General features: G+C 61.5%; 23 protein-coding genes and 1 other RNA gene. 13 read left to right on the top strand and 11 right to left on the bottom strand.

The genetic code is table 11. The features are described 5' to 3' along the window. Nucleotides 1–22: 22 nt before the first annotated feature. On the top strand, nt 23–850 hold the full coding sequence (locus tag GTF44_RS01910) for a hypothetical protein (RefSeq protein WP_171557115.1): 828 nt from the start codon (nt 23–25) through the stop codon (nt 848–850). Nucleotides 851–886: 36 nt separating this feature from the next. Here GTF44_RS01910 and GTF44_RS01905 read toward each other — a convergent pair whose 3' ends face one another. Both GTF44_RS01905 and GTF44_RS01900 read right to left on the bottom strand, forming a co-directional pair. Then, nucleotides 887–1,999 carry a TauD/TfdA family dioxygenase gene (locus GTF44_RS01905; protein WP_171557113.1) on the bottom strand — a complete coding sequence of 371 codons (1,113 nt, stop codon included), beginning with the start codon at nt 1,997–1,999 and terminating at the stop codon, nt 887–889. Nucleotides 2,000–2,130: 131 nt separating this feature from the next. Then, nucleotides 2,131–2,286 (bottom strand): hypothetical protein, encoded by a 156-nt coding sequence (locus tag GTF44_RS01900; protein ID WP_171557112.1) that lies wholly within the window; start codon nt 2,284–2,286, stop codon nt 2,131–2,133. 96 nt (nt 2,287–2,382) lie between these two features. On the opposite strand from GTF44_RS01900, the gene ffs reads away from it, so the two are divergent. Further along, an RNA gene (gene ffs / locus GTF44_RS01895) (signal recognition particle sRNA small type) lies at nt 2,383–2,481 on the top strand. A gap of 210 nt (nt 2,482–2,691) precedes the next feature. Then, complete coding sequence (gene rsgA, locus GTF44_RS01890) at nt 2,692–3,738, top strand: ribosome small subunit-dependent GTPase A (protein WP_171557110.1); 1,047 nt, start codon at nt 2,692–2,694, stop codon at nt 3,736–3,738. A 40-nt stretch (nt 3,739–3,778) separates the two neighbouring features. Here rsgA and GTF44_RS01885 read toward each other — a convergent pair whose 3' ends face one another. Then, nucleotides 3,779–4,669: an alpha/beta fold hydrolase gene (locus GTF44_RS01885; RefSeq protein ID WP_171557109.1), complete on the bottom strand. Its 891-nt coding sequence runs from the start codon at nt 4,667–4,669 to the stop codon at nt 3,779–3,781. 83 nt (nt 4,670–4,752) lie between these two features. Between GTF44_RS01885 and GTF44_RS01880 the strand changes: the two genes are divergently transcribed. Then, a complete protein-coding gene (locus GTF44_RS01880; protein WP_171557107.1) occupies nt 4,753–5,316 on the top strand; it encodes a TetR/AcrR family transcriptional regulator in 564 nt (187 codons plus the stop codon). On the opposite strand, the gene GTF44_RS01875 is transcribed toward GTF44_RS01880, so the two are convergent. Together GTF44_RS01875 and GTF44_RS01870 are read right to left on the bottom strand one after the other, a co-directional pair. Next, nucleotides 5,313–5,624 (bottom strand): hypothetical protein, encoded by a 312-nt coding sequence (locus GTF44_RS01875; RefSeq protein WP_171557106.1) that lies wholly within the window; start codon nt 5,622–5,624, stop codon nt 5,313–5,315. The two genes, GTF44_RS01880 and GTF44_RS01875, sit on opposite strands and share 4 nt — an antisense overlap. A 51-nt stretch (nt 5,625–5,675) precedes the next feature. Then, nucleotides 5,676–7,217, bottom strand: coding sequence for an ankyrin repeat domain-containing protein (locus GTF44_RS01870; RefSeq protein ID WP_171557104.1), 1,542 nt, complete (start codon nt 7,215–7,217; stop codon nt 5,676–5,678). Nucleotides 7,218–7,423: 206 nt separating this feature from the next. Between GTF44_RS01870 and GTF44_RS01865 the strand changes: the two genes are divergently transcribed. Together GTF44_RS01865 and GTF44_RS01860 are read left to right on the top strand one after the other, a co-directional pair. Continuing rightward, a complete protein-coding gene (locus GTF44_RS01865) occupies nt 7,424–7,768 on the top strand; it encodes a YidH family protein (protein ID WP_253261128.1) in 345 nt (114 codons plus the stop codon). Nucleotides 7,769–7,828: 60 nt separating this feature from the next. After that, nucleotides 7,829–9,571: a DNA polymerase III subunit gamma/tau gene (locus GTF44_RS01860; protein ID WP_171557100.1), complete on the top strand. Its 1,743-nt coding sequence runs from the start codon at nt 7,829–7,831 to the stop codon at nt 9,569–9,571. A gap of 18 nt (nt 9,572–9,589) precedes the next feature. Here the strand turns inward: GTF44_RS01860 and GTF44_RS01855 are convergent, their stop codons facing one another. Next, nucleotides 9,590–10,192: a histidine phosphatase family protein gene (locus GTF44_RS01855; RefSeq protein ID WP_216364842.1), complete on the bottom strand. Its 603-nt coding sequence runs from the start codon at nt 10,190–10,192 to the stop codon at nt 9,590–9,592. Nucleotides 10,193–10,378: 186 nt separating this feature from the next. On the opposite strand from GTF44_RS01855, the gene GTF44_RS01850 reads away from it, so the two are divergent. Then, nucleotides 10,379–10,726, top strand: a complete 348-nt coding sequence (locus GTF44_RS01850; protein ID WP_171557099.1) for a YbaB/EbfC family nucleoid-associated protein — start codon at nt 10,379–10,381, stop codon at nt 10,724–10,726. Nucleotides 10,727–10,729: 3 nt separating this feature from the next. Beyond that, complete coding sequence (gene recR / locus GTF44_RS01845) at nt 10,730–11,329, top strand: recombination mediator RecR (protein WP_171557097.1); 600 nt, start codon at nt 10,730–10,732, stop codon at nt 11,327–11,329. Nucleotides 11,330–11,362: 33 nt separating this feature from the next. Here recR and GTF44_RS01840 read toward each other — a convergent pair whose 3' ends face one another. Further along, the gene (locus GTF44_RS01840) at nt 11,363–11,995 is read right to left on the bottom strand and encodes a ribonuclease T2 (protein ID WP_253261127.1); all 633 of its coding nucleotides are present in this window, start codon (nt 11,993–11,995) and stop codon (nt 11,363–11,365) included. A gap of 129 nt (nt 11,996–12,124) precedes the next feature. On the opposite strand from GTF44_RS01840, the gene GTF44_RS01835 reads away from it, so the two are divergent. After that, nucleotides 12,125–12,886, top strand: coding sequence for a DUF1013 domain-containing protein (locus tag GTF44_RS01835; protein ID WP_171557096.1), 762 nt, complete (start codon nt 12,125–12,127; stop codon nt 12,884–12,886). A gap of 57 nt (nt 12,887–12,943) precedes the next feature. Here GTF44_RS01835 and GTF44_RS01830 read toward each other — a convergent pair whose 3' ends face one another. Genes GTF44_RS01830 through clpS form a run of 4 tightly spaced genes read right to left on the bottom strand, consistent with a single transcriptional unit; the run spans nt 12,944 to nt 16,270 of the window. Then, nucleotides 12,944–14,071 (bottom strand): aminotransferase class I/II-fold pyridoxal phosphate-dependent enzyme, encoded by a 1,128-nt coding sequence (locus tag GTF44_RS01830; protein WP_171557094.1) that lies wholly within the window; start codon nt 14,069–14,071, stop codon nt 12,944–12,946. Between the two features lie 10 nt (nt 14,072–14,081). Further along, nucleotides 14,082–14,891: an SDR family NAD(P)-dependent oxidoreductase gene (locus GTF44_RS01825; RefSeq protein WP_171557092.1), complete on the bottom strand. Its 810-nt coding sequence runs from the start codon at nt 14,889–14,891 to the stop codon at nt 14,082–14,084. Between the two features lie 16 nt (nt 14,892–14,907). Beyond that, nucleotides 14,908–15,906 carry a class I SAM-dependent methyltransferase gene (locus tag GTF44_RS01820; protein ID WP_171557090.1) on the bottom strand — a complete coding sequence of 333 codons (999 nt, stop codon included), beginning with the start codon at nt 15,904–15,906 and terminating at the stop codon, nt 14,908–14,910. Nucleotides 15,907–15,925: 19 nt separating this feature from the next. Next, nucleotides 15,926–16,270, bottom strand: coding sequence for an ATP-dependent Clp protease adapter ClpS (gene clpS, locus GTF44_RS01815; protein ID WP_145212891.1), 345 nt, complete (start codon nt 16,268–16,270; stop codon nt 15,926–15,928). An 87-nt stretch (nt 16,271–16,357) separates the two neighbouring features. On the opposite strand from clpS, the gene GTF44_RS01810 reads away from it, so the two are divergent. Genes GTF44_RS01810 through GTF44_RS01795 form a run of 4 tightly spaced genes read left to right on the top strand, consistent with a single transcriptional unit; the run spans nt 16,358 to nt 18,211 of the window. After that, complete coding sequence (locus GTF44_RS01810) at nt 16,358–17,062, top strand: HAD family hydrolase (RefSeq protein ID WP_171557088.1); 705 nt, start codon at nt 16,358–16,360, stop codon at nt 17,060–17,062. Between the two features lie 42 nt (nt 17,063–17,104). Further along, a complete protein-coding gene (locus tag GTF44_RS01805; RefSeq protein ID WP_171557087.1) occupies nt 17,105–17,440 on the top strand; it encodes a helix-turn-helix transcriptional regulator in 336 nt (111 codons plus the stop codon). A gap of 5 nt (nt 17,441–17,445) precedes the next feature. Continuing rightward, nucleotides 17,446–17,880, top strand: a complete 435-nt coding sequence (locus GTF44_RS01800; RefSeq protein WP_171557085.1) for an SRPBCC domain-containing protein — start codon at nt 17,446–17,448, stop codon at nt 17,878–17,880. A 19-nt stretch (nt 17,881–17,899) separates the two neighbouring features. Beyond that, complete coding sequence (locus GTF44_RS01795) at nt 17,900–18,211, top strand: YciI family protein (protein ID WP_171557083.1); 312 nt, start codon at nt 17,900–17,902, stop codon at nt 18,209–18,211. The last annotated feature ends 34 nt before the right edge of the window (nt 18,212–18,245 follow it).

Here is an 18,245-nt window from a genome sequence, read left to right as displayed (position 1 = left end):
TTAACTATTTGGCCCTGTATCCATGCGCATCACCTATTTCGCTGTCCTCGCTCTCCTTGGGGCAGCCTTTCTTGCCGCAATCGCCGTTCTGGTGACCCCCAATCTGATCCAGGATGATCGCAGCTATATGACCTTGTCGGCCCCCGACGCTGCTAATGGGACGTTTGTCGAGACAGATCGGCCAGATTTACGCCCGTCTATTCCGGATCATTTCGACTATAACCCAGAAACCCGAAACACGGTCCGCCATCGGCTTCTGAATGGCGCAGTCCCGCGCAGCTTTGTTGTTTATGCGCCCGTGATCGACCAAGGCCCTCGGCCAACCGTCTTATTGTTCCACGGCGCTGGGCGAGATGCCGCGTCGATGATCGACATGTGGGATGACGTGGCCGATGCCGAGGGGTTGATGCTTATTGCTATCCAAGCGCCGTTCAGCGGGTGGCCCGTCGAGGCACCGAATGGCGCCTTTATTCATAACGTCCTGACTCAAGCAGAAACAACCTATCCCATTGATCGTGAACGGTTGTTCCTCTTTGGCCATTCCAACGGGGCAAAGATGGCACAGGTTGTCGCCAACCGTGTGCAAGGCCCCTGGCGCGGCGTGGCCAGCCATGGCGGTTACCCTGATCCGGCTTGGATGCATCGAATTGAAGAGGCGCCGCCGATCCGTTCGTATCTAGGGACGTCAGATCATATTTTTGTTCCGGCCCAAGCACGCCTGTCGGGCTCCGTCGTCGCCACCGCCGGGCATGACTTCGAGCTGATCTTCATCCCGAGCCATACCCATTGGTTTTATGAGGGTGGTCCCGCCTTTGCCGCCGATGCGTGGAGTTGGTTTGAGAGCCTCTAGACGGAACCCGGGAGACACAAGTCGTCCGGGCGTCTGTCACGTCCGCGCAAGTACCCGAAGCCGGGCGTCGAACTCACTGCGATCCACGTAACAGCCTTGCAGATGCCGGAACCCAGTCGAGGGGTCGAATGCCTGCCGGCCATGCAGGACTCGGCGATTGTCAAACACGACCATTTCGCCTGCTTGCAGTTTGAGCGTCACCTGGAATGCGGGATCCCGCGTGCGCTGCATAAACGCCCGGTAGGCGCTATAGTAAGGCACCATCAAGCCCGGCTCCATATCGAAGACACCGGCCAGATGGGCATTCCAGCGCAACTCGATCACCGCGCCAGACGGATCCAACGTGATCACCGGACGGTGGATGCGCAGATCGGTCTCTCCATCATGGAACCGGAATGGGATGGCGATGGTCGAGAGCAGGTCGAACGCATCCGGATCGTTTTGTCGGAGGTCTTCGGCCATCGCATAGCCATCGGCGAAAAGCGATCCACCACCTTCCGCCTCATTGGCGATGCAGTGGAGGAACTGATAGCCGGGCGGCACTTCCTGGTTCGGCAGATCGGTGTGGAGCGGCAGCGCCACCGCCGTATAGGCCAGATTGTTCGGGTCCGGCTTGTTCACCACCTCGAAATCGACACCGAAATTGGTGCGCCGCAGGAAGCCGATCCGCTCGGCCAGCGCGCGACCCGCACCGGATGCCGCTGCGACGCCTTCGACGATGCTGATCCCATACCGCCCGGTATCGCGCATCCAAGCTGCGAGCGCTTCATCGGATCCGGCAATCGCGTCGGCTTGATGCCGAGGAATGCCGTCAGCCCCAAGATCGCTTTGCCAAACAACCGGTGGTGCGGCAGCCGGGTCTTCCGGCGGTTGGCCGGGGCGGAAGGCCTGCAACCACGTCAGGGGGAATCGGCTCTGATGCACCTCGCTGCCCCAAACAAGGTTCAAATCCGGCCCGGCCAGCTCCGCCTTGGTCACAACGGGGGCCTCCGGCATCTGAGTCAAATCTGCCATCCGTTCTTGCGTGTCCGGATGCAGGCCCGAGGGGCAATTGTCTCGCAGCCAGATATAGGGGTAGTCCGCTGTGCCGCCATCGGGCCAGCTCAGGCTTAGCGCATCCGCGCCAAGCGTTACGTTTACGTCTGTCATGTCTGTCTTTCCTTGATCGGTGTTTCAAAAATCCGGTCAGGAAAAGGCTGGGGGCGGCCACCATTCTTGCGGTTTGCCATAGGGCACACCCGGCAACCGATTGGAACTCCAGCAATTGGCGAGAAGCACCATCATAGACGCGCCACTCCGAAGGTGTCGGGTAGCGCGAGATCGGCCGTGGTTGACGCAGTGATCGGATCAACATCACCGATACCGGCCGCTCCGCCACCCCGGCGCAATCGCCGGTCAACGACATTTCGACTGCGGCGCGCATCTCTGAGGCGCATGGTTCGCTCCCTTCGCATTACGTCCAATCCTAACACCGGAACGCATAGGCGGCGCAATGGGTTGCGACTCTCCAACAAAAACCCTATCTGAAGCGTTGAGAGGTTGGCGCGGGCAAGCACCTCGCCAACCTGGTCAGGTCCGGAAGGAAGCAGCCACAACGAGACCCGCTTGGGTCGCTGTCCAGCCTCTCACCAATATCGGGACCCGCAACACGGGTGTCCGATGCGCCCCGGTCGCTCCTTGCGACCAAAGATCGAAAACACCGGACAGGAGGCCTCATGGAGAGTGTCACCCTCATCCGGGCCAGCGCCGCCTAATCAGGCAGCCCTCAAGCCCGGCGATCAAATCCGCAGAGTCCAACCCGGCCTCTGCCCGTTTTGACGTGTTTTCGGGACTTCAAACCATTGACCCATTCTTCTCTCTCCGACCTCGGATGGTCGGCCCGTTTTCTGGCGCAACTGTCGCTGGAAGAAGCGGAAACTCTCCCCGTCGCTCGTATCACCACGGTGGCACGAGACCGTCTTTCGGCGCTGACGCCGGAGGGCGCCTTGACTCTGACCCTGCCACCCGGATCAAGCAGCGGCGCCTTCGCCACCGGCGACTGGGTGGTGATCGACCCGGCGATCAACCGTGTGGTTCGACGTCTCAGCCCCACGACGGAGCTGAGCCGGCGCGCCGCGGGCACCGGCGCCGACCGGCAATTGATTGCCGCCAATGTCGACACGCTTGGGATCGTCACCTCCTGCAATGCCGATTTCAACCTGCCCCGGCTGGAGCGCTATCTGGCACTGGCCGCGACGGCGGGTGCACTCCCGTTGGTGATTCTGACCAAGGCCGATCTGACGGACGATCCTGAGAGCTATCGCAGGCAAGCCGAACGGCTCTCTCCCATGGTGACTGCCATCGCACTGGACGCCACTGACGAAACGGAAACGGCGGAAGCGCTGGCACCGTGGTGCCGTGCCGGGCAAACCCTGGCGCTTCTCGGCTCCTCTGGCGTTGGCAAATCAACCATCGCCAACGCGCTGACCGGTGGCACCATCGCCACGCAAGGCATCCGCGAAGATGATGCAAAGGGTCGCCACACGACGACCGCGCGCGGCTTGGCGCAAACCAAGCTTGGCGGCTGGCTGATCGACACGCCCGGGATGCGGGCCTTGCGTCTGACCGATGCCAGCGAGGGGATTGAGGCTGTCTTCTCCGATCTCGCCGCGCTGGCGGCAGACTGCCGGTTCTCCGATTGCAAGCATGAGACCGAACCGGGATGTGCGGTGCAGGCCGCCATCGCCAGCGGAGAGATCGACCCCGCCAGGCTCACCCGTTGGCGCAAGCTGGAACGCGAAGATGCGCGTAACAGCGCCACGCTCAGCGAAGCCCGGGCGCGCGACAAGGCGTTTGGCAAGATGGTCCGCAGCATCGCGAAAGACAAACGCGGGCGCATGCGGCGATGAGGCAGGCCCTGTCTCCGGTCCCACGACCCCGGGGGCAGGGTCACACGCCTGGTCTCGCCGCCAAAACCGTTTCCCAAACCGCCCGGTTCTGACGCCGGAAAAACCCGATATGGCCGATCTTGCCGAGTCCGTGCTCGGCGGCGCGAACCGTGACTTGTCGTTTTGGTGCTTGGGCATAGTAGGGCATCAACCGCCACACGGCTTGCGGCGGGACCAACTGATCATCATCCATTGCCACGAAGGTTACCGGCGCCGTGACGGCGTTGAAGTCGGGCATCGGCAGCGCCCGACCGAAATCGCTGGCCGTAAAACCACGCGTTGTGCACCAGCGCCGCCATTGCCAATAGACCCCGGCAGGCAAGTTTGCGCCCAGGCCCATCGCTTGGCCCGGCAAGTAGCCCAAGACCGTGGTCAAGACCGGACCATAGAGAAACCAGAATACCCGCGCGAGCGCCTGATAAGGCCAGGGATGATCGCTTGTATGCACTGGGCCGCTCGCCACCGCGATCACGCGTGCAATCTGTTCCGGTTCAGGCTGAAACGGCAGCATGAACCCGCCAAGCGAATGGCCAACCACCCAGATCGGTACGTCCGGCAGCATCCGCGCGGCAGCCTGCCGGGCGGCATATTGGTCATGGACCCCCCAATCCGCCATCGTCGCTTTGGAGGCGCGCGCCGACCCACGGGCAGAAGCGCCAAAGTCGCGGTAGTCATAGGTCAGGCAGGCGATGCCTTTCTCCCGTGCCAACCAATCCGCGAAATGCCGGTAATAGCCATGCGGCACGCCGGTGGCCCCATGGAGCACCACAACAGCTTTCGGCGGGCGGGCGGTATGGTGCAGCGTGCCGGACAGTTTGGCGGTGCCGGACCGGAAGGTGACCGGGGTTGGCACAGCTTCTCCGGCGGAGACGGGGCGAATGTCGATGGTCATCTGCGCGGATCCTTTGACGGATTAGACCGATTGGTCCACCTCCCCTCTAGACCAATCGGTCTATGCCTGTCAAAAGAAGAATTATGACACCCCCTGCCCCTTCGACGCGTGACCGCCTGGTCCTGAACGCCGCGCTCCTGTTTCGGCAGAAGGGGTATCATGGCGTGGGCGTCGCCGAGATTCTGGCGCAAGCAGGCGCGCCAAAGGGCTCGCTTTATCACCATTTCCCCAATGGTAAGTCCGATCTGGCGCTGGCTGCCGCCGATTGGGCCTCGGCCGAGATGATGCGGATCATTGGCGATGCGTTTGATGCCGCACCGGATTTCGCAACCGGCGCGACGACGCTGTGTTACAAGCTGGCAAAGCTCTTCGATCTCTCAGGCCACTCGGATGGCTGCCCGATCTCGGCCACGCTGTTCGAAGGCCCGCAAAACGATGCGTTTCGCGCCAAATCCGCCGCGCTGTTCGACAGTTGGATTGCCGAGGTCGCGCGACATGGCCAGCGGTTTGGCCTTGGTGCCGCAGCCGCCAAAGACGCCGCGGAGATGCTGTTGATGGGGTTGGAAGGCGCTTGGATTCTGGCGCGGGTCCGCAAGACCTCAGACCCGCTGCGGCGGCTGCCCGGGCTCTTGAGGCATCAAAGCTAACTCCAGCCGATTAAAAACCCATACGCAAACAGCGCCACGATCACGGCAAGCAGACCCAAGGACCACCAGCCGGGGATGCGCCCTAAGCGCCGGAGCATGTCCCCGCTCTCCAAATCCCGCACTCCGAGCCACAGGATCAGTGCCGTGACCGCGGCGGCCATTTGCCAGCTCAAAAACCCGGTGAGCCGGTTCATCCCCCGCGTGAACCCACTGCCCTCGGCCGGTTCCAAAAGCGAGAGATCCGAGAGACCGATCGCCAAGACCCAGATCGCCAACAGGATCCATATCGTTCTGCGGCTCAGTTGCATGCCTGCCCCCAAAACATCGTTCTGAGGGCAGGCTAACACAGCACAACCCCGTCAGGCGACGCCGTGTTCAACGACCTGGCCCGGGTAGCGCTCGGCCCAATCCGTCAGGAACTCCGCCACATCCGGCTCGCCCGCCAACTCGATCGCGCGTTTCGGGAGGGCCACCCCCTCGTCCAGTGCCAATCGCAAGCATCCCAGATAATCACGGCTCTCCCGTTCCGGACAGTTTTCAGACCCATGGATGATGGTGCTCAGCAAAGTCCCGCCATAGCCGTTCACATGGCTCAGATCGGGTTTGAGGCCGATAAAATAGCCCATCATCTCCGGCAACCCCTCCCAGCCGGCAAGCTGGACCGGGGTCAGACCTTCGGTATCCGGGCGATCATATTCGACACCCAAGGCCACCAACCGTTGCACATGCGGAAGCTTGCCCGGCAGGTGCTGGATCATCCGGATGATGTTGCGATAGGCGTCCGGCAGCTTGTCTGGGTCGACATAGACACCGGCAGGAATATCCCCCTCCGCCGCCATGGCCAGAAGTCGTTCCTCTAGCGTCAAATCAGGCACCGCGCCGCGCGCACGAATGGCGGAGGCCAGATCGGCGTTGCCGAACACCTTTGCGTAGCCATAGGCGCTGCCCCCCTCATAAACCCGCGCCGGATCGGCCCCGGCGTCGAGCAATATGTCGATCATCCGCCGATCCGACATTCGCCGCGCCGCCTGGTGCAAGGCGGGCACGACCCAGGGCGCTTCGCCGCCCACATGGGTGCCATCGAAATCATCAGCGCGCGCGCCATGCGCCAGAAGCATCTCAACCGCGCCATGGTCGTGGAAATCCATCGCGCGCAGCAGCGCATTGGTGCCTTTCGGATCGGCCCCGTGCTCCAGCAGCATCCGCAGCCCATCATGATGCCCAAGCTCCGTCGCATGATAAAGCGACTCGTTGTCATTGGGGTCCGCGCCATGTTCCAGCAACCACCGACCAAGCGGCATGTTGTTGGCGTGCCCAATCGCGAAATAGAGCGCCGACAACATGTGGTCGGTGCCCTCATAGGACGGCATGCCCGCATTCACATCGGCACCGCGCTGAAAGAGCATATCGGCAATCGCCAACATATCCGCCTCCCGCTCAGGCCAGAGATGGATCATCCGAGATTGCGCCAGTTGCACAATCGGCGGCGCCATCCCAACCTTGGCCGTCGCTTGCCTTGGGTCGGACCAAAGCGCAGCCTCCACCGCATCGCGATGATAAAGCGCAATCTCCAGGCCGAAATCGCCATCCACCAAATCCGGCGTATCGCCCAGGAGCTTTTCGATCACATGCGCCTGCCCGTGATGCACCGCGACTTTCAACCGTTGCCGTTTGGCGGCCTTATCCATCCCCAAGGTCTCGACGGCGAGTTTCAACGCGGGCCAGCTTGCAAAACTGTTCTCGCGCGCCACCACATGCAGGTAATCGGCGAGTTTGAGCTCGGTTCCCTCGGGCCGGGGACGGTAATTGTTCACGCGGACCCAGGCCTCACGGTCGCCTGCATCATGGGCTTTCTTCAACGCCTTGGCATCGCGGCGCAACTGTTCGATGGATTTTGTCATCGGCTTCCTCATCCATTGGCCCGCCGATCCGCTGCTTCGGGCATGAGAAAGACCGAGAAGGTCTGTCATATGGTCGTATCAGGGGGGGCCGATGACAGCTTTCCGCGGATCTGGATGCCGCCCCTAGCGGCAAGGCTGATCCTAGCGGAACCCCTCGACAGCGGCAAGCTCGCTTCTATTATCCAGATATGAGTGAACCCGAAGACATGGCCAAAAGGCGGACGGATTGGGCGGAGGATCGGACGATTCTCGCAAATGAGCGCACGTTTTCCGCCTGGATGGGCACCGGTATGGGCGCGATCGGTGTGGCTATTGGTCTGAAGGCTGTCTTTGGCGCCTTTGAGCCGACATGGGCAGCAAAGGCGGTCGCAACGATCTTTCTGATTGCTGCAATTCTGATTTTTTGGGCGGCCCGACGGCAAGCGTTGAAAACCTATCAACGCCTGAACCAGACTGATGCTGAAGCGCAACCCACGCGCTCCTTCACCGTGCTGGCCAGCATCCTCACCACTGCCACCGTTCTGACGGGTGCGATCCTCTGGAGCCTCTAATCCAGTGGACGCCAGGCGCATGCCCGCATAGGTTCAGATCGGTTGCTGCATGAGGAAGCCATGACCGACACCCAAGACACCGGTTACCAGGTTCTGGCGCGAAAATACCGCCCGGCAAGCTTTGCCGATCTGATCGGGCAGGACGCCATGGTGCGAACGCTCAAAAACGCCTTCGCCGCCGACCGGATCGCGCAGGCGTTTATCCTGACCGGCATTCGCGGAACGGGCAAAACCACCACCGCCCGGATTATCGCCAAAGGCCTAAACTGCGTTGGCCCCGATGGCGAGGGCGGCCCCACCACCGAGCCATGCGGCCAATGCGAACCCTGTCAGGCGATCGCCGAAGGGCGGCATGTGGATGTGTTGGAGATGGACGCAGCCTCGCGCACAGGCGTGGGCGACATCCGCGAAATCATCGATTCGGTGCATTATCGGGCCGCCTCGGCGCGCTACAAAATCTACATCATCGATGAAGTGCACATGCTCTCGACCAGCGCCTTCAACGCGCTGTTGAAGACGTTGGAAGAGCCACCTGCGCATGTGAAGTTCATTTTCGCGACAACTGAAATTCGCAAGGTGCCCGTGACCGTCCTATCGCGGTGCCAGCGCTTCGATCTGCGGCGGATTGAGCCCGAGGTGATGATCGCCCATCTGAGCTCAATTGCGGGTAAAGAGAATGCGGAGATTTCCGAAGACGCGCTGGCGCTGATCACCCGCGCGGCAGAGGGCTCCGTCCGCGATGCGATGAGTTTGATGGATCAGGCGATTTCCCATGGTGCGGGAGAAACCACCGTTGATCAGGTGCGCGCGATGTTGGGCCTCGCGGATCGTGGCCGGGTTTTGGACCTGTTCGAGATGATCATGTCGGGCGATGCGGCGGGGGCGCTGAACGAGCTTGGCGCGCAATATGCCGATGGCGCCGACCCGATGGCGGTGCTGCGCGATCTGGCCGAGATCACCCATTGGCTGTCGGTGATCAAGATCACACCCGAAGCGGTCAATGACCCGACGATCAGCCCCGACGAGCGCAGCCGGGGGCAAGGCCTGGCCGAGAAACTGCCGATGCGGGTTCTCTCACGCATGTGGCAGATGCTTTTGAAAGCGTTGGAAGAGGTGGCGCTCGCCCCCAATCCGATGATGGCCGCCGAAATGGCGGTGATCCGGCTGACCCATGTCGCCGATCTGCCGAGCCCGGAAGATTTGCTGCGAAAACTGTCCAATACACCCGCGCCGGCCCCCAGTGCGGCAACACAATCCACGCCTGCCCCATCGGGCGCGCCGACGGGGCCGCAGGCTCAAAGCCGCTCTGGCCCCACAGCGCGTGGCGGGGCGCAGCCGGCTGTGGCCGAAATGTCGGAAACGGCGCTTGCGCATTACCCGACCTTCCAAAGCGTGGTGGCGTTGATCGAGGCCAACCGCGACATCAAGCTGCTCGTTGAGGTGAAGACCACGTTGCGTCTGGTCTCCTATCAGCCCGGCCGGATCGAGTTTGAGCCGACCGAACGCGCCCCTGCCGATCTGGCACAGCGGCTTGGCCAGAGCCTGAAAGGCTGGACCGGGGTCCGGTGGGCCGTGTCGGTGGTCGCCGAGGGCGGTGGCGAGACGATAGAGGAACAGCAAAACGCGGACCTCGCGGCGCTCAAGGCCGAAGCCGAGGCGCATCCCATGATGCAAGCCGTCATTGCCGCGTTCCCAAGCGCGAAAATCACCGAGATTCGCACCCGCGAAGAGATCGCCGCTGAGGCCGCCATCGAGGCGTTGCCGGAGGTGGATGACGAATGGGACCCGTTCGAAGACGACTAGGCCCCATCCACCTTAGCTTTATCTGCCCGGCCAGCGATCAGGGATGATATGGCCCAGCATCTGCAAACCGCCCTGCCCGTCATGGCGGAGGACATAGGTGACGCCCATCGGCTCAGGATAGACGCCCGTCGCAGCTTCAAACGGGTCGTCATGGCCAACCAGGATGCGGTTTTCGCCGGGTGCCAGCTCCGGCAGCATCACGCCAAGCATCCCCTCCCGCATCTCCGCGATCTGTGCGTCGGTATACTCCTCAGCCGGGGCGAAATTGAGCCCGGGGTTCATCTCATACGCGCCGAAGGCCAGCCAAGCCGTCTGCCAGGCGCGGCAGTATTGGCTTGAGATCACCTCGCCGACGGGAATGTCGAAATAGGCGAAGCTTTCGCCAATCTGGACCGCCTCGTGCCAACCATCTTCGCTGAGCGTGCGTTGCGTTGAGCAATCCAACGGATCGGCGGTGACCTGATCGGCATAGTCGGTTTCGGTGGTCGCATGGCGAATGAAGATCACCACGCCGCCATCTTGCATGGTTCGCACCAGTTCCTGAGGCGTGAAGTTCTCGGTCGCGTTCCCTGCGAACGGGATGAGAGTAAAGATCAGAGCAGGGGTAAGCATTGCGCGCATTGGCACATCCTCTTCTAACAAACGCCGTCAGGGTTTCGATCGTCAGCTGAGGTGCCAAAGCGGGTGCCTTTGCTGTTGAAAGGGTCGCGGAGCAGGCCGATTCTGTCAACAGGTCCGACCTTGTTTGGCGCAGTCGCGCGGCGTATGTCGGTGCCAACACTTGATGGATGAGAAGGAGCGCGGTGGATGCTGAAAGGTTTGGGCGGGCTTGGCGATATGGCCAAGTTGATGAAACAGGCGCAGGAAATGCAGGGCAAGATGGCCGAGATGCAGGAGAGCCTGAACGCCATCACCGTGATTGGCGAAAGCGGCGCCGGGCTGGTCAAGGCGACGGCGACCGCCAAAGGCGAGTTGATCGGGCTGGAGATTGACCCGTCGATCTTCAACCCCGAGGAGAAAGAAGTGGTTGAGGACCTCATCTTGGCGGCGATCAAAGACGCGCAAGCCAAGGCGCAAGAGCGCAGCCAAGAGGAAATGGCCAAGCTGACCGAAGGCCTCGGCCTGCCGCCAGGCATGCAGATGCCGGGTATGTAAGCCGTGTCTGACAGCACCCGCGAGATCGAAGCGCTGATCGATATGATGGCCCGGCTGCCCGGCCTCGGGCCTCGTTCGGCGCGGCGCGCGGTGCTGCATCTGATCAAGAAGCGCGGCGCGCTGATGCGGCCCTTGGCGCAAGCGATGGCCGATGTTGCCGCCTCGGCACGGGAATGCCTGAACTGCGGGAATATTGGCACCTCGGATCTGTGCGAGATTTGCAGCAACCCGAAACGGGCCAATGGGCAGCTTTGCGTGGTCGAGGATGTGGCCGATCTTTGGGCGATGGAGCGCGGTCAAGCCTTTGCGGGGCGGTATCATGTTTTGGGCGGGACGCTCTCCGCTCTGGATGCGATTGGCCCGGAGGAGTTGCGTATTCCGAAGCTGCGGGACCGGGTGGCGGACGAGCAGATCACCGAGGTGATCCTGGCGCTGAACGCCACCGTCGACGGGCAAACAACTGCGCATTACATCGCCGGCGAGTTGGAGGCAGCGGGTGTCACGATGACCTCACTGGCCCAAGGCGTGCCAATCGGTGGTGAGTTGGATTACCTGGATGACGGGACGATCTCCGCCGCGCTGAAAGCCCGGAAAAGCTTCTAAATCAATCGCTTGATGTCGACCTGTGCGGACGCATCACCGCATTGGGCTGAAGACCGCATCGGCAAGTGTGCAATCGCGCACGACATCATCGCCACAAAGCCGAGGCTCCAAATCTCGCGTGAAGCAAAGACGAACCTCTTGGATGCGACGGTCCCGACAGGTCACGGTCAGCATATCGGGCGCGAGTGCGGGATTGGCCTCCAAAAACGCCTCTTCGATCACCGCGGCGGGCAACCGCACTTCGCGATCAAGCTGCCGCAACAGATCGGGCCGGGTGACCCGCTCATAGGCCTCCCGCGACAGGGCGTAGTAGTCGGTCGCCGACAGCCCGGAACAGACTCCATGCTTGCGCCACTGATGCCAAGCAAGCCCAGAAGACCCCATGATATCAATCATATCCGCCGTCATCGCGCGGGAGGGCGCCCGCTCGGAGGTTGGGCAATAGCTCGGCCAGCCGCGTTCATATTGCGGCCAGAGACCGTGCAGCGTGAACCCATACCCTTGCCCGGGATCACATTGTTCGGACTCGCGCGCATCACCCTCGATCGCGCACCAGGAGGGCGTCCAACTGAGGCTCAGCACGTAGTAGTCAAACTCCCCAGCGGCCTCGCCCTCGGCCCGCGCGATCCCTGCCACCAACAGCAGCGCTAATAGTATCCGCATCATTTGCCTCTTCCCTCCAACCGCCTCGGCGCTTATATAGCGGCCAACTTCCCCGAAATCGAGGAACCGCGAGGCCCAGCCCCGCAGCCGTTTTCCCGGCACGTCCGAAGTGCATCTATGAGGAGCCCTGAGATGAACAAACCGATCATGGCCAAAGCCACCGCCGTCTGGCTGGTGGACAACACGACGCTCAGCTTCCGCCAGATCGGCGAGTTTTGCGGACTGCATGAATTGGAAGTCCAAGGCATTGCCGATGGCGATGTGGCGGTCGGTGTTAAGGGGTTTGACCCGATTGCGAATAATCAGCTGACGCAGGAAGAGATCGCCAAGGCCGAAGCCGACCCGATCTATAACCTGAAGCTGAAGTTCAACGCCGCCGCTGTGGGCGAGGAAAAGCGCCGTGGGCCGCGCTACACGCCGCTATCGAAGCGGCAGGATCGGCCTGCCTCGATCCTGTGGTTGGTGAAGTTCCACCCCGAGCTGAGCGATGGGCAAATCTCCAAACTTGTCGGCACCACGAAACCAACCATCCAGTCGATTCGCGAGCGGACCCATTGGAACATCTCCAACATCCAGCCGATTGACCCGGTTGCCCTTGGCCTCTGCAAACAGTCCGAACTGGACGCCGCCGTGCAGAAAGCCAATGCCAAGAAAGCCAAAGATGGCGAGGTGATGAGCGATGAGGAGCGGCGCAAGCTGGTCTCCACCGAGCAATCGCTTGGTATGGATCCGGAACCGAAAATGCCGAGTGCCATTTCAGGGCTGGAAACCTTCTCGCTCACCGGCACCGAAGACGAGGAAGAGAAGCCCGAGGAGACCTTGGTCGATGCGGACAGTCTCTTTAACCTGCCCAATGCAAGCGATGACGAGGACGAGGAAGACGATCAGCCCTAACGTCGGATCGTCTCTCCCGACGTTTTAGTAAGATCATTGTGACGGCACCGAGCGCCGTCAGCCTTTCAGGATATCCGCTGTCACCGCGTTCAATCGGTCAAGCCCGTCGCGCAGATGCGCCTCGGGCAGAGCGGAGCTGAACCGGAAATAACCCTCGCGCCCAAACCGGGCACCGGGGATGACAAGAACGTCCTGGTCTTTCAGGAGCCGTCCGGCAAAGGCCTCGGAGCCAAGCGGCAAGTCGAAGCGCACGAAGGACATGGCCGAGGCTTGCGGCGGGATCACGGAAAACACGCCGGGATGCTCCGCCAGCGCTTCGGTCAACGTATCGAACCCGCGCCGGATTAGGCCCCGCGCCCGCTCGGTCAGCTTGGCCCGCGTCACCGGTGCCAGCGCGTATTCGGCCAGTTTCATCGACATCATGCTGGCCGAGATCGTTGCATATTCATGCCGCCGCCAAAACGCGGGAATCAAATCTGCGGGCGCCGCAAGCCAGCCGAGACGCAAGCCCGGCAACCCATAGGCTTTGCTCATAGAGTTGATCGCGATGACCCGTTCAGATTGCCCCCAGAAGCTGGGTGTGGCCGTATCCGTGGCCCGCTCGGTCCCTGAATAGACCTCATCGGCGACGATCCAGGCACCGACGCGCTCCGCCGCCGCGATGATCGCCGCGCGATCCGTATCTGACAGGACACACCCTGTCGGATTGTTCGGGTTCACCACATGGATGATTTTCGTGCGGCCATCGACCACGGTCGCCAGCGCATCCTGGTCAATGGACCAGCCTTCCGCCTCAATCAGGTCGACGGTGCGAACCTCCACGCCGAGATTGCGCGCGTTGCCTGCCATCTGCTCATAGGTGGGCCGAAACACCACCATGTTGTCACCGGGTTCCAGCAAGGTGGTTGCAACCAAGGTGTTGGCCTCACTCGCACCGACCGTGACGAGGATATTCTCAGGCGTCGCCCCATCATAAACGGCCGCGATCCGCGCGCGGAGCAGGTCGAAGCCGTTCACCTGCGGGTAATCGACGAGGGTCTCGAAGAGGGCCTCCGTATCGATCTGCGCCATCGCGAAGAGCGCGGCATAGCTCATCGGGTGCACACCGCTTTCGGAGAAATTGAACCGCACCCCGTGTTCCATTTCGGACAGGAACTGCTCAACCGCGAAGGGGTGGAATGGCATCTCGGGGCCTCTAATGCGCAGCTTTGGTGACGCTGTCGAGCAAGGTCCGCCCGCCATCGACCGTCAAAATCTCGCCCGTCACGAACCCGGCCCCTTCCGAAGCAAGGAACTGCACCGCGCCGGCCACTTCTTTGGCCGAACCGATCCGGCCCAACGGCGTGCATTCCTTGATCTCTTTGCGGAGACCATCGGTCTCGCTCAGGCTGTCTTTCAAGCTCGCCGACATCAGCGAGCCAAAGGCCACGGCGTTGACGCGAATGCGGTGCGGCGCAAAAGCCACGGCGAGGCTCCGTGTGGCCTGATCCAGCGCCGCGGCGCTGATCGAATAGCCAAGAAGATCGGGATGCGTGCGGCGCGAGGCGATGGAGGAGATATTGATGATCGAGCCAATCACCCCTTCTTCGACATCATCGTCTTCGGCCTGTTGGATCATCCGTTTGGCCACCGATTGGCTCAAGCGCAGCGCGGTGAACATGTTCTGATCCAACAGCGTCTCGACCGAGCCTTCTTGCGGGTCCAGTGGGTCGGTCGTCATCATCTGACGGCTGGCATTGACCAGAATGTCGACCCGGTCAAAAGCATCAATAGTAGCCGAGAGCAGATTGGCCACCGTCAGTTTTTCGCGCAGATCGCCCGCGAAGTATTTCGCATTCTCGGATTGCTCTTCGGGATTGCCGCATTCATCGACCAGCCGCGCCTCGTCCCGGTCGGCCAGCATCACATTGGCACCGCGTTCGAGAAAATGGCGGGCGATCGCCAGGCCGACGCCATTGGCGGCACCGGTGATAATCGCAGTCTTGCCTTGGATCGAAAGAGTCATGTCTGACGTCTCCTGCTCAGGGCTTGGCCCGTTTGGGCTTGGCCGCCTGATAGAGTTTGTAGCCTTGGATTTCGGCCAGCATCTTGCCGGTTCCGAAATGGTCTTTCAGCGCGGCCTCATAGGGCAAATGGCGGTTGGCCACCATGAAAAACTGCCCCGATGGTTTCAAGATGTGCGCCACATTTGCGATAAAGGCGCGGCCCAGTCCTGGGTCGGTCTCGCGCCCGGAGTGGAAGGGCGGGTTTGACACCACGGCGTCATAGAGTGTTTCGGGGCGGTAGCTGGTGGCGTCGCCCCAGATGAAATTGGCACGCGGGTCGTCGATATTCGCCTTGGCGGCTTCCAGAGCCGCGTGTTCCGCCTCGATCAGATCAATCTCGACTATACTCTCTTGTTCGGCCAAAAGCTCCGCCGCGATATAGCCCCACCCCGCGCCGAGATCGGCGACCCGGCCCTTCAACTGTGGCACAAGCGCGATCAACAACTCTGACCCCGGGTCTGGCCCATCGGCCGAAAACACGCCCGGCGCAGTGATATAGCCGCCCTCAACCTCTTGCGGCTCCGCCACCCAGTCTAAGACCGCTTCAGGCAGGGCCTCTGGCCGGGCCAGCCAGAACAGTTTGCCGTGCGATTTCGAAAGCACGTCATCGACGGGCAGTGCCCCTCGCACGTTTTTCAAGATGCTTTCGATCCCTTCGGCTTTCTGCCCATCGACGAGGACCAGCCCGCCGGGCCGCACATGTGCCAAAGCTTCGGCCACCAGCGACAAGCTTTCCGGTTTCGATTTCACGATCTGCACCAAAGCGGCGTCAAACTGGCCCTCTGGCGCGATCTCAACCGGGATGCCCCGCGCGCCCAACCTCTGGTGATCTGGATAGAAACCCTGGATCGCCGTTACCTCACCCAAAGCCGCGAAGTCCGCATCGGCCCGCGCGCGCAGCACCAAGACCCGCCCCTCCTCGGGCAGGCTCAACGCGCCGCTCTCCAGCGCCAGGGTCCATCTGTCAGGGGTCATGAGCCAGAACAGGCGCGGCCTATTCCTCTTTCTCCATCGTGCATTGCAGTGGGTGCTGGTTACGCCGGGCGAAATCCATTACCTGGGCCACCTTGGTCTCAGCGATCTCGTAAGAGAACACGCCAACCACAGCCACACCTTTCTTATGAACGGTCAGCATGATCTCCACCGCTTGCGAATGGGTGATGCCGAAAAACCGCTCAAGAACGTGCACGACGAATTCCATCGGCGTGTAGTCATCATTCAGAAGCAGCACCTTATACAAAGGTGGCCGCTCGGTCTTGGGCTTGGTCTTCGTGATGACGCTGGTCTCGTCCCCTTCATCAGGGGTGTCGGCCATCATCGTCCAGGCTAGGCTTTGCATCAGGTCTCCCGCGGGGCTTATGCCACGTGTCAGGCCGCAGTATATAGGGCCTCTGCCGATTCATAAAAGAGGCTCAAGCTAGGAACCATGCCCAAAGGATTACAAACCATCGGATTCGACGCCGATGACACACTTTGGCAGAACGAAAGCTTCTATCGGCTGACGCAGGAGCGTTTTGCCGAGTTGCTCGCCGATTACACGGACCGCGATCATATTTATGATCGGCTGTTGGAGGCTGAGAAGCGGAACCTGGGTCATTATGGCTTTGGGATCAAAGGCTTCATGCTGTCGATGATCGAAACGGCGATTGAGGTGACGGATCAAGCCGTGCCAGCCTCAGTCATCGCCGAACTGCTCGCCGCGGGGCAAGATATGTTGGCCCATCCGGTTCATCTTCTGCCGCATGCGGAGGACGCCGTGCGCTCGCTGGCGGAGACTCATACGATTGTCCTGATCACCAAGGGCGATCTCTTGGATCAGGAGCGTAAACTGGCGCAATCGGGCTTGGGCGATTTCTTCGACGGCGTCGAGATTGTCTCGAACAAAACCCAAGCGACCTATCAGACCACCTTCGCAAGATACGGGGACGGCCCCGACCGCGCGATGATGATTGGCAATTCGCTCAAATCCGATGTGATCCCAGCTTTGGAGGCAGGTGCTTGGGGCGTCTACATCCCCCATGGGCTCACCTGGGAGCTGGAACATGCGGAACCGCCGGAAGGCTTTGATCGCTATCGCGAGATGACGGATTTGGGCGAGGTTGTGGCCTTGCTGCGCGCCGTCGAAAGCTGATCTTACTTGACGCATTCTAATTAACCTATATGTTAATTAACTATGAATGGAACTAACAACCCCCTAGCGGCGCGATTCGCGGCCCTTGGCGACCCAACCCGCCTGGCGATTATGAACCGGCTGATCGAGGTCGGCCCGCAAAGCGCCGGTGATCTCGGGGCGCTGGCCGATATCTCCGCCCCCGCGATGTCACGACATCTGAAAGTGCTGCACAGCGCCGAATTGGTCCATCGCGAGATCGACAAGCAGCGGCGAATCTATTCCGCGAATCCCGAGGCGCTCCAAACCATCGCCACATGGAGCATTGGCCGCCGCGAGTTTTGGACGGCGAGCCTCGACCGTCTCACTCACCATCTCAGCCCCCCGGACGAGGACTAAACCTCATGCCAGATCTCGAAATCACCCGCCAGTTGCCGGCCCCACCGGCCCGCGTATTTGAAGCCCTGACACAGCCCGCAGAATTGTTGAAATGGTGGGGACCGGAGGGGTTTACCGTGTCCGAGGGTCCGCTTGACCTCCGCACAACCGGCCCATGGTCCTCGGTAATGGTGTCGCCGGACGGCCAACCCTACAAGGTCTCCGGTCATGTCACGCATGTGACGGCAGGCACGTCCGTGGGCTTCACCTGGGCCTGGCATGACGAGGCGGATCAACGCGGCCCGGAAAGTCATGTGGTGATCGCGCTCGCCCCGACGCCCGATGGCGGCACAACGCTCACCCTCTCGCATCGCGATTTGCCGAATGAGGAGGCCGCCGCGCGGCATATGGGTGGCTGGCAATCCACGCTCAACAAACTCGAAGCCCTTGTTGCGGGCTAACCAACCTGGAGGACGGAGTATGTCGAAGTTCATTTATGTGTATCACGGCGGGTCGAAACCCGAATCCGAAGCAGAGCAGCAGCGCGTGATGGCGGCCTGGGGGGCCTGGATGGAAGGTCTCGGGGCCAAGTTGGTCGATGGCGGCGCGCCCGTCGGACTGTCCAAAACCGTCTCCGCGAGTGGCACGGCGGATGATGGTGGCGCCAATCCGATCTCGGGCTATTCCATGGTCGACGCCGCCAACCATGCCGAGGCTGCGAAGATGGCCGAAGGGTGCCCGATCATCGAAGATGGCGGCTCGGTCGAGGTCGCGGAAGTCTTGTCGATGTAAGACAAGGCCCACCGCTCACGAACGGCGCGCGAGA

The organism is Roseobacter sp. HKCCD6576-2, assembly GCF_013179285.1.
GTDB lineage: Bacteria > Pseudomonadota > Alphaproteobacteria > Rhodobacterales > Rhodobacteraceae > Rhodophyticola > Rhodophyticola oceani.
This window is presented reverse-complemented; position numbering and strand designations above follow the sequence as displayed.

Bases quoted from the DNA above. Each gene is read 5' to 3' on its own strand.
- GTF44_RS01910 (WP_171557115.1), top strand. From the start codon at position 23: ATGCGCATCACCTATTTCGCTGTCCTCGCTCTCCTTGGGGCAGCCTTT.
- GTF44_RS01905 (WP_171557113.1), bottom strand. From the start codon at position 1,999: ATGACAGACGTAAACGTAACGCTTGGCGCGGATGCGCTAAGCCTGAGC.
- GTF44_RS01900 (WP_171557112.1), bottom strand. From the start codon at position 2,286: ATGCGCCTCAGAGATGCGCGCCGCAGTCGAAATGTCGTTGACCGGCGA.
- GTF44_RS01885 (WP_171557109.1), bottom strand. From the start codon at position 4,669: ATGACCATCGACATTCGCCCCGTCTCCGCCGGAGAAGCTGTGCCAACC.
- GTF44_RS01880 (WP_171557107.1), top strand. From the start codon at position 4,753: ATGACACCCCCTGCCCCTTCGACGCGTGACCGCCTGGTCCTGAACGCC.
- GTF44_RS01875 (WP_171557106.1), bottom strand. From the start codon at position 5,624: ATGCAACTGAGCCGCAGAACGATATGGATCCTGTTGGCGATCTGGGTC.
- GTF44_RS01870 (WP_171557104.1), bottom strand. From the start codon at position 7,217: ATGACAAAATCCATCGAACAGTTGCGCCGCGATGCCAAGGCGTTGAAG.
- GTF44_RS01865 (WP_253261128.1), top strand. From the start codon at position 7,424: ATGGCCAAAAGGCGGACGGATTGGGCGGAGGATCGGACGATTCTCGCA.
- GTF44_RS01860 (WP_171557100.1), top strand. From the start codon at position 7,829: ATGACCGACACCCAAGACACCGGTTACCAGGTTCTGGCGCGAAAATAC.
- GTF44_RS01855 (WP_216364842.1), bottom strand. From the start codon at position 10,192: ATGCGCGCAATGCTTACCCCTGCTCTGATCTTTACTCTCATCCCGTTC.
- GTF44_RS01850 (WP_171557099.1), top strand. From the start codon at position 10,379: ATGCTGAAAGGTTTGGGCGGGCTTGGCGATATGGCCAAGTTGATGAAA.
- GTF44_RS01840 (WP_253261127.1), bottom strand. From the start codon at position 11,995: ATGATGCGGATACTATTAGCGCTGCTGTTGGTGGCAGGGATCGCGCGG.
- GTF44_RS01835 (WP_171557096.1), top strand. From the start codon at position 12,125: ATGAACAAACCGATCATGGCCAAAGCCACCGCCGTCTGGCTGGTGGAC.
- GTF44_RS01830 (WP_171557094.1), bottom strand. From the start codon at position 14,071: ATGCCATTCCACCCCTTCGCGGTTGAGCAGTTCCTGTCCGAAATGGAA.
- GTF44_RS01825 (WP_171557092.1), bottom strand. From the start codon at position 14,891: ATGACTCTTTCGATCCAAGGCAAGACTGCGATTATCACCGGTGCCGCC.
- GTF44_RS01820 (WP_171557090.1), bottom strand. From the start codon at position 15,906: ATGACCCCTGACAGATGGACCCTGGCGCTGGAGAGCGGCGCGTTGAGC.
- clpS (WP_145212891.1), bottom strand. From the start codon at position 16,270: ATGCAAAGCCTAGCCTGGACGATGATGGCCGACACCCCTGATGAAGGG.
- GTF44_RS01810 (WP_171557088.1), top strand. From the start codon at position 16,358: ATGCCCAAAGGATTACAAACCATCGGATTCGACGCCGATGACACACTT.
- GTF44_RS01805 (WP_171557087.1), top strand. From the start codon at position 17,105: ATGAATGGAACTAACAACCCCCTAGCGGCGCGATTCGCGGCCCTTGGC.
- GTF44_RS01800 (WP_171557085.1), top strand. From the start codon at position 17,446: ATGCCAGATCTCGAAATCACCCGCCAGTTGCCGGCCCCACCGGCCCGC.
- GTF44_RS01795 (WP_171557083.1), top strand. From the start codon at position 17,900: ATGTCGAAGTTCATTTATGTGTATCACGGCGGGTCGAAACCCGAATCC.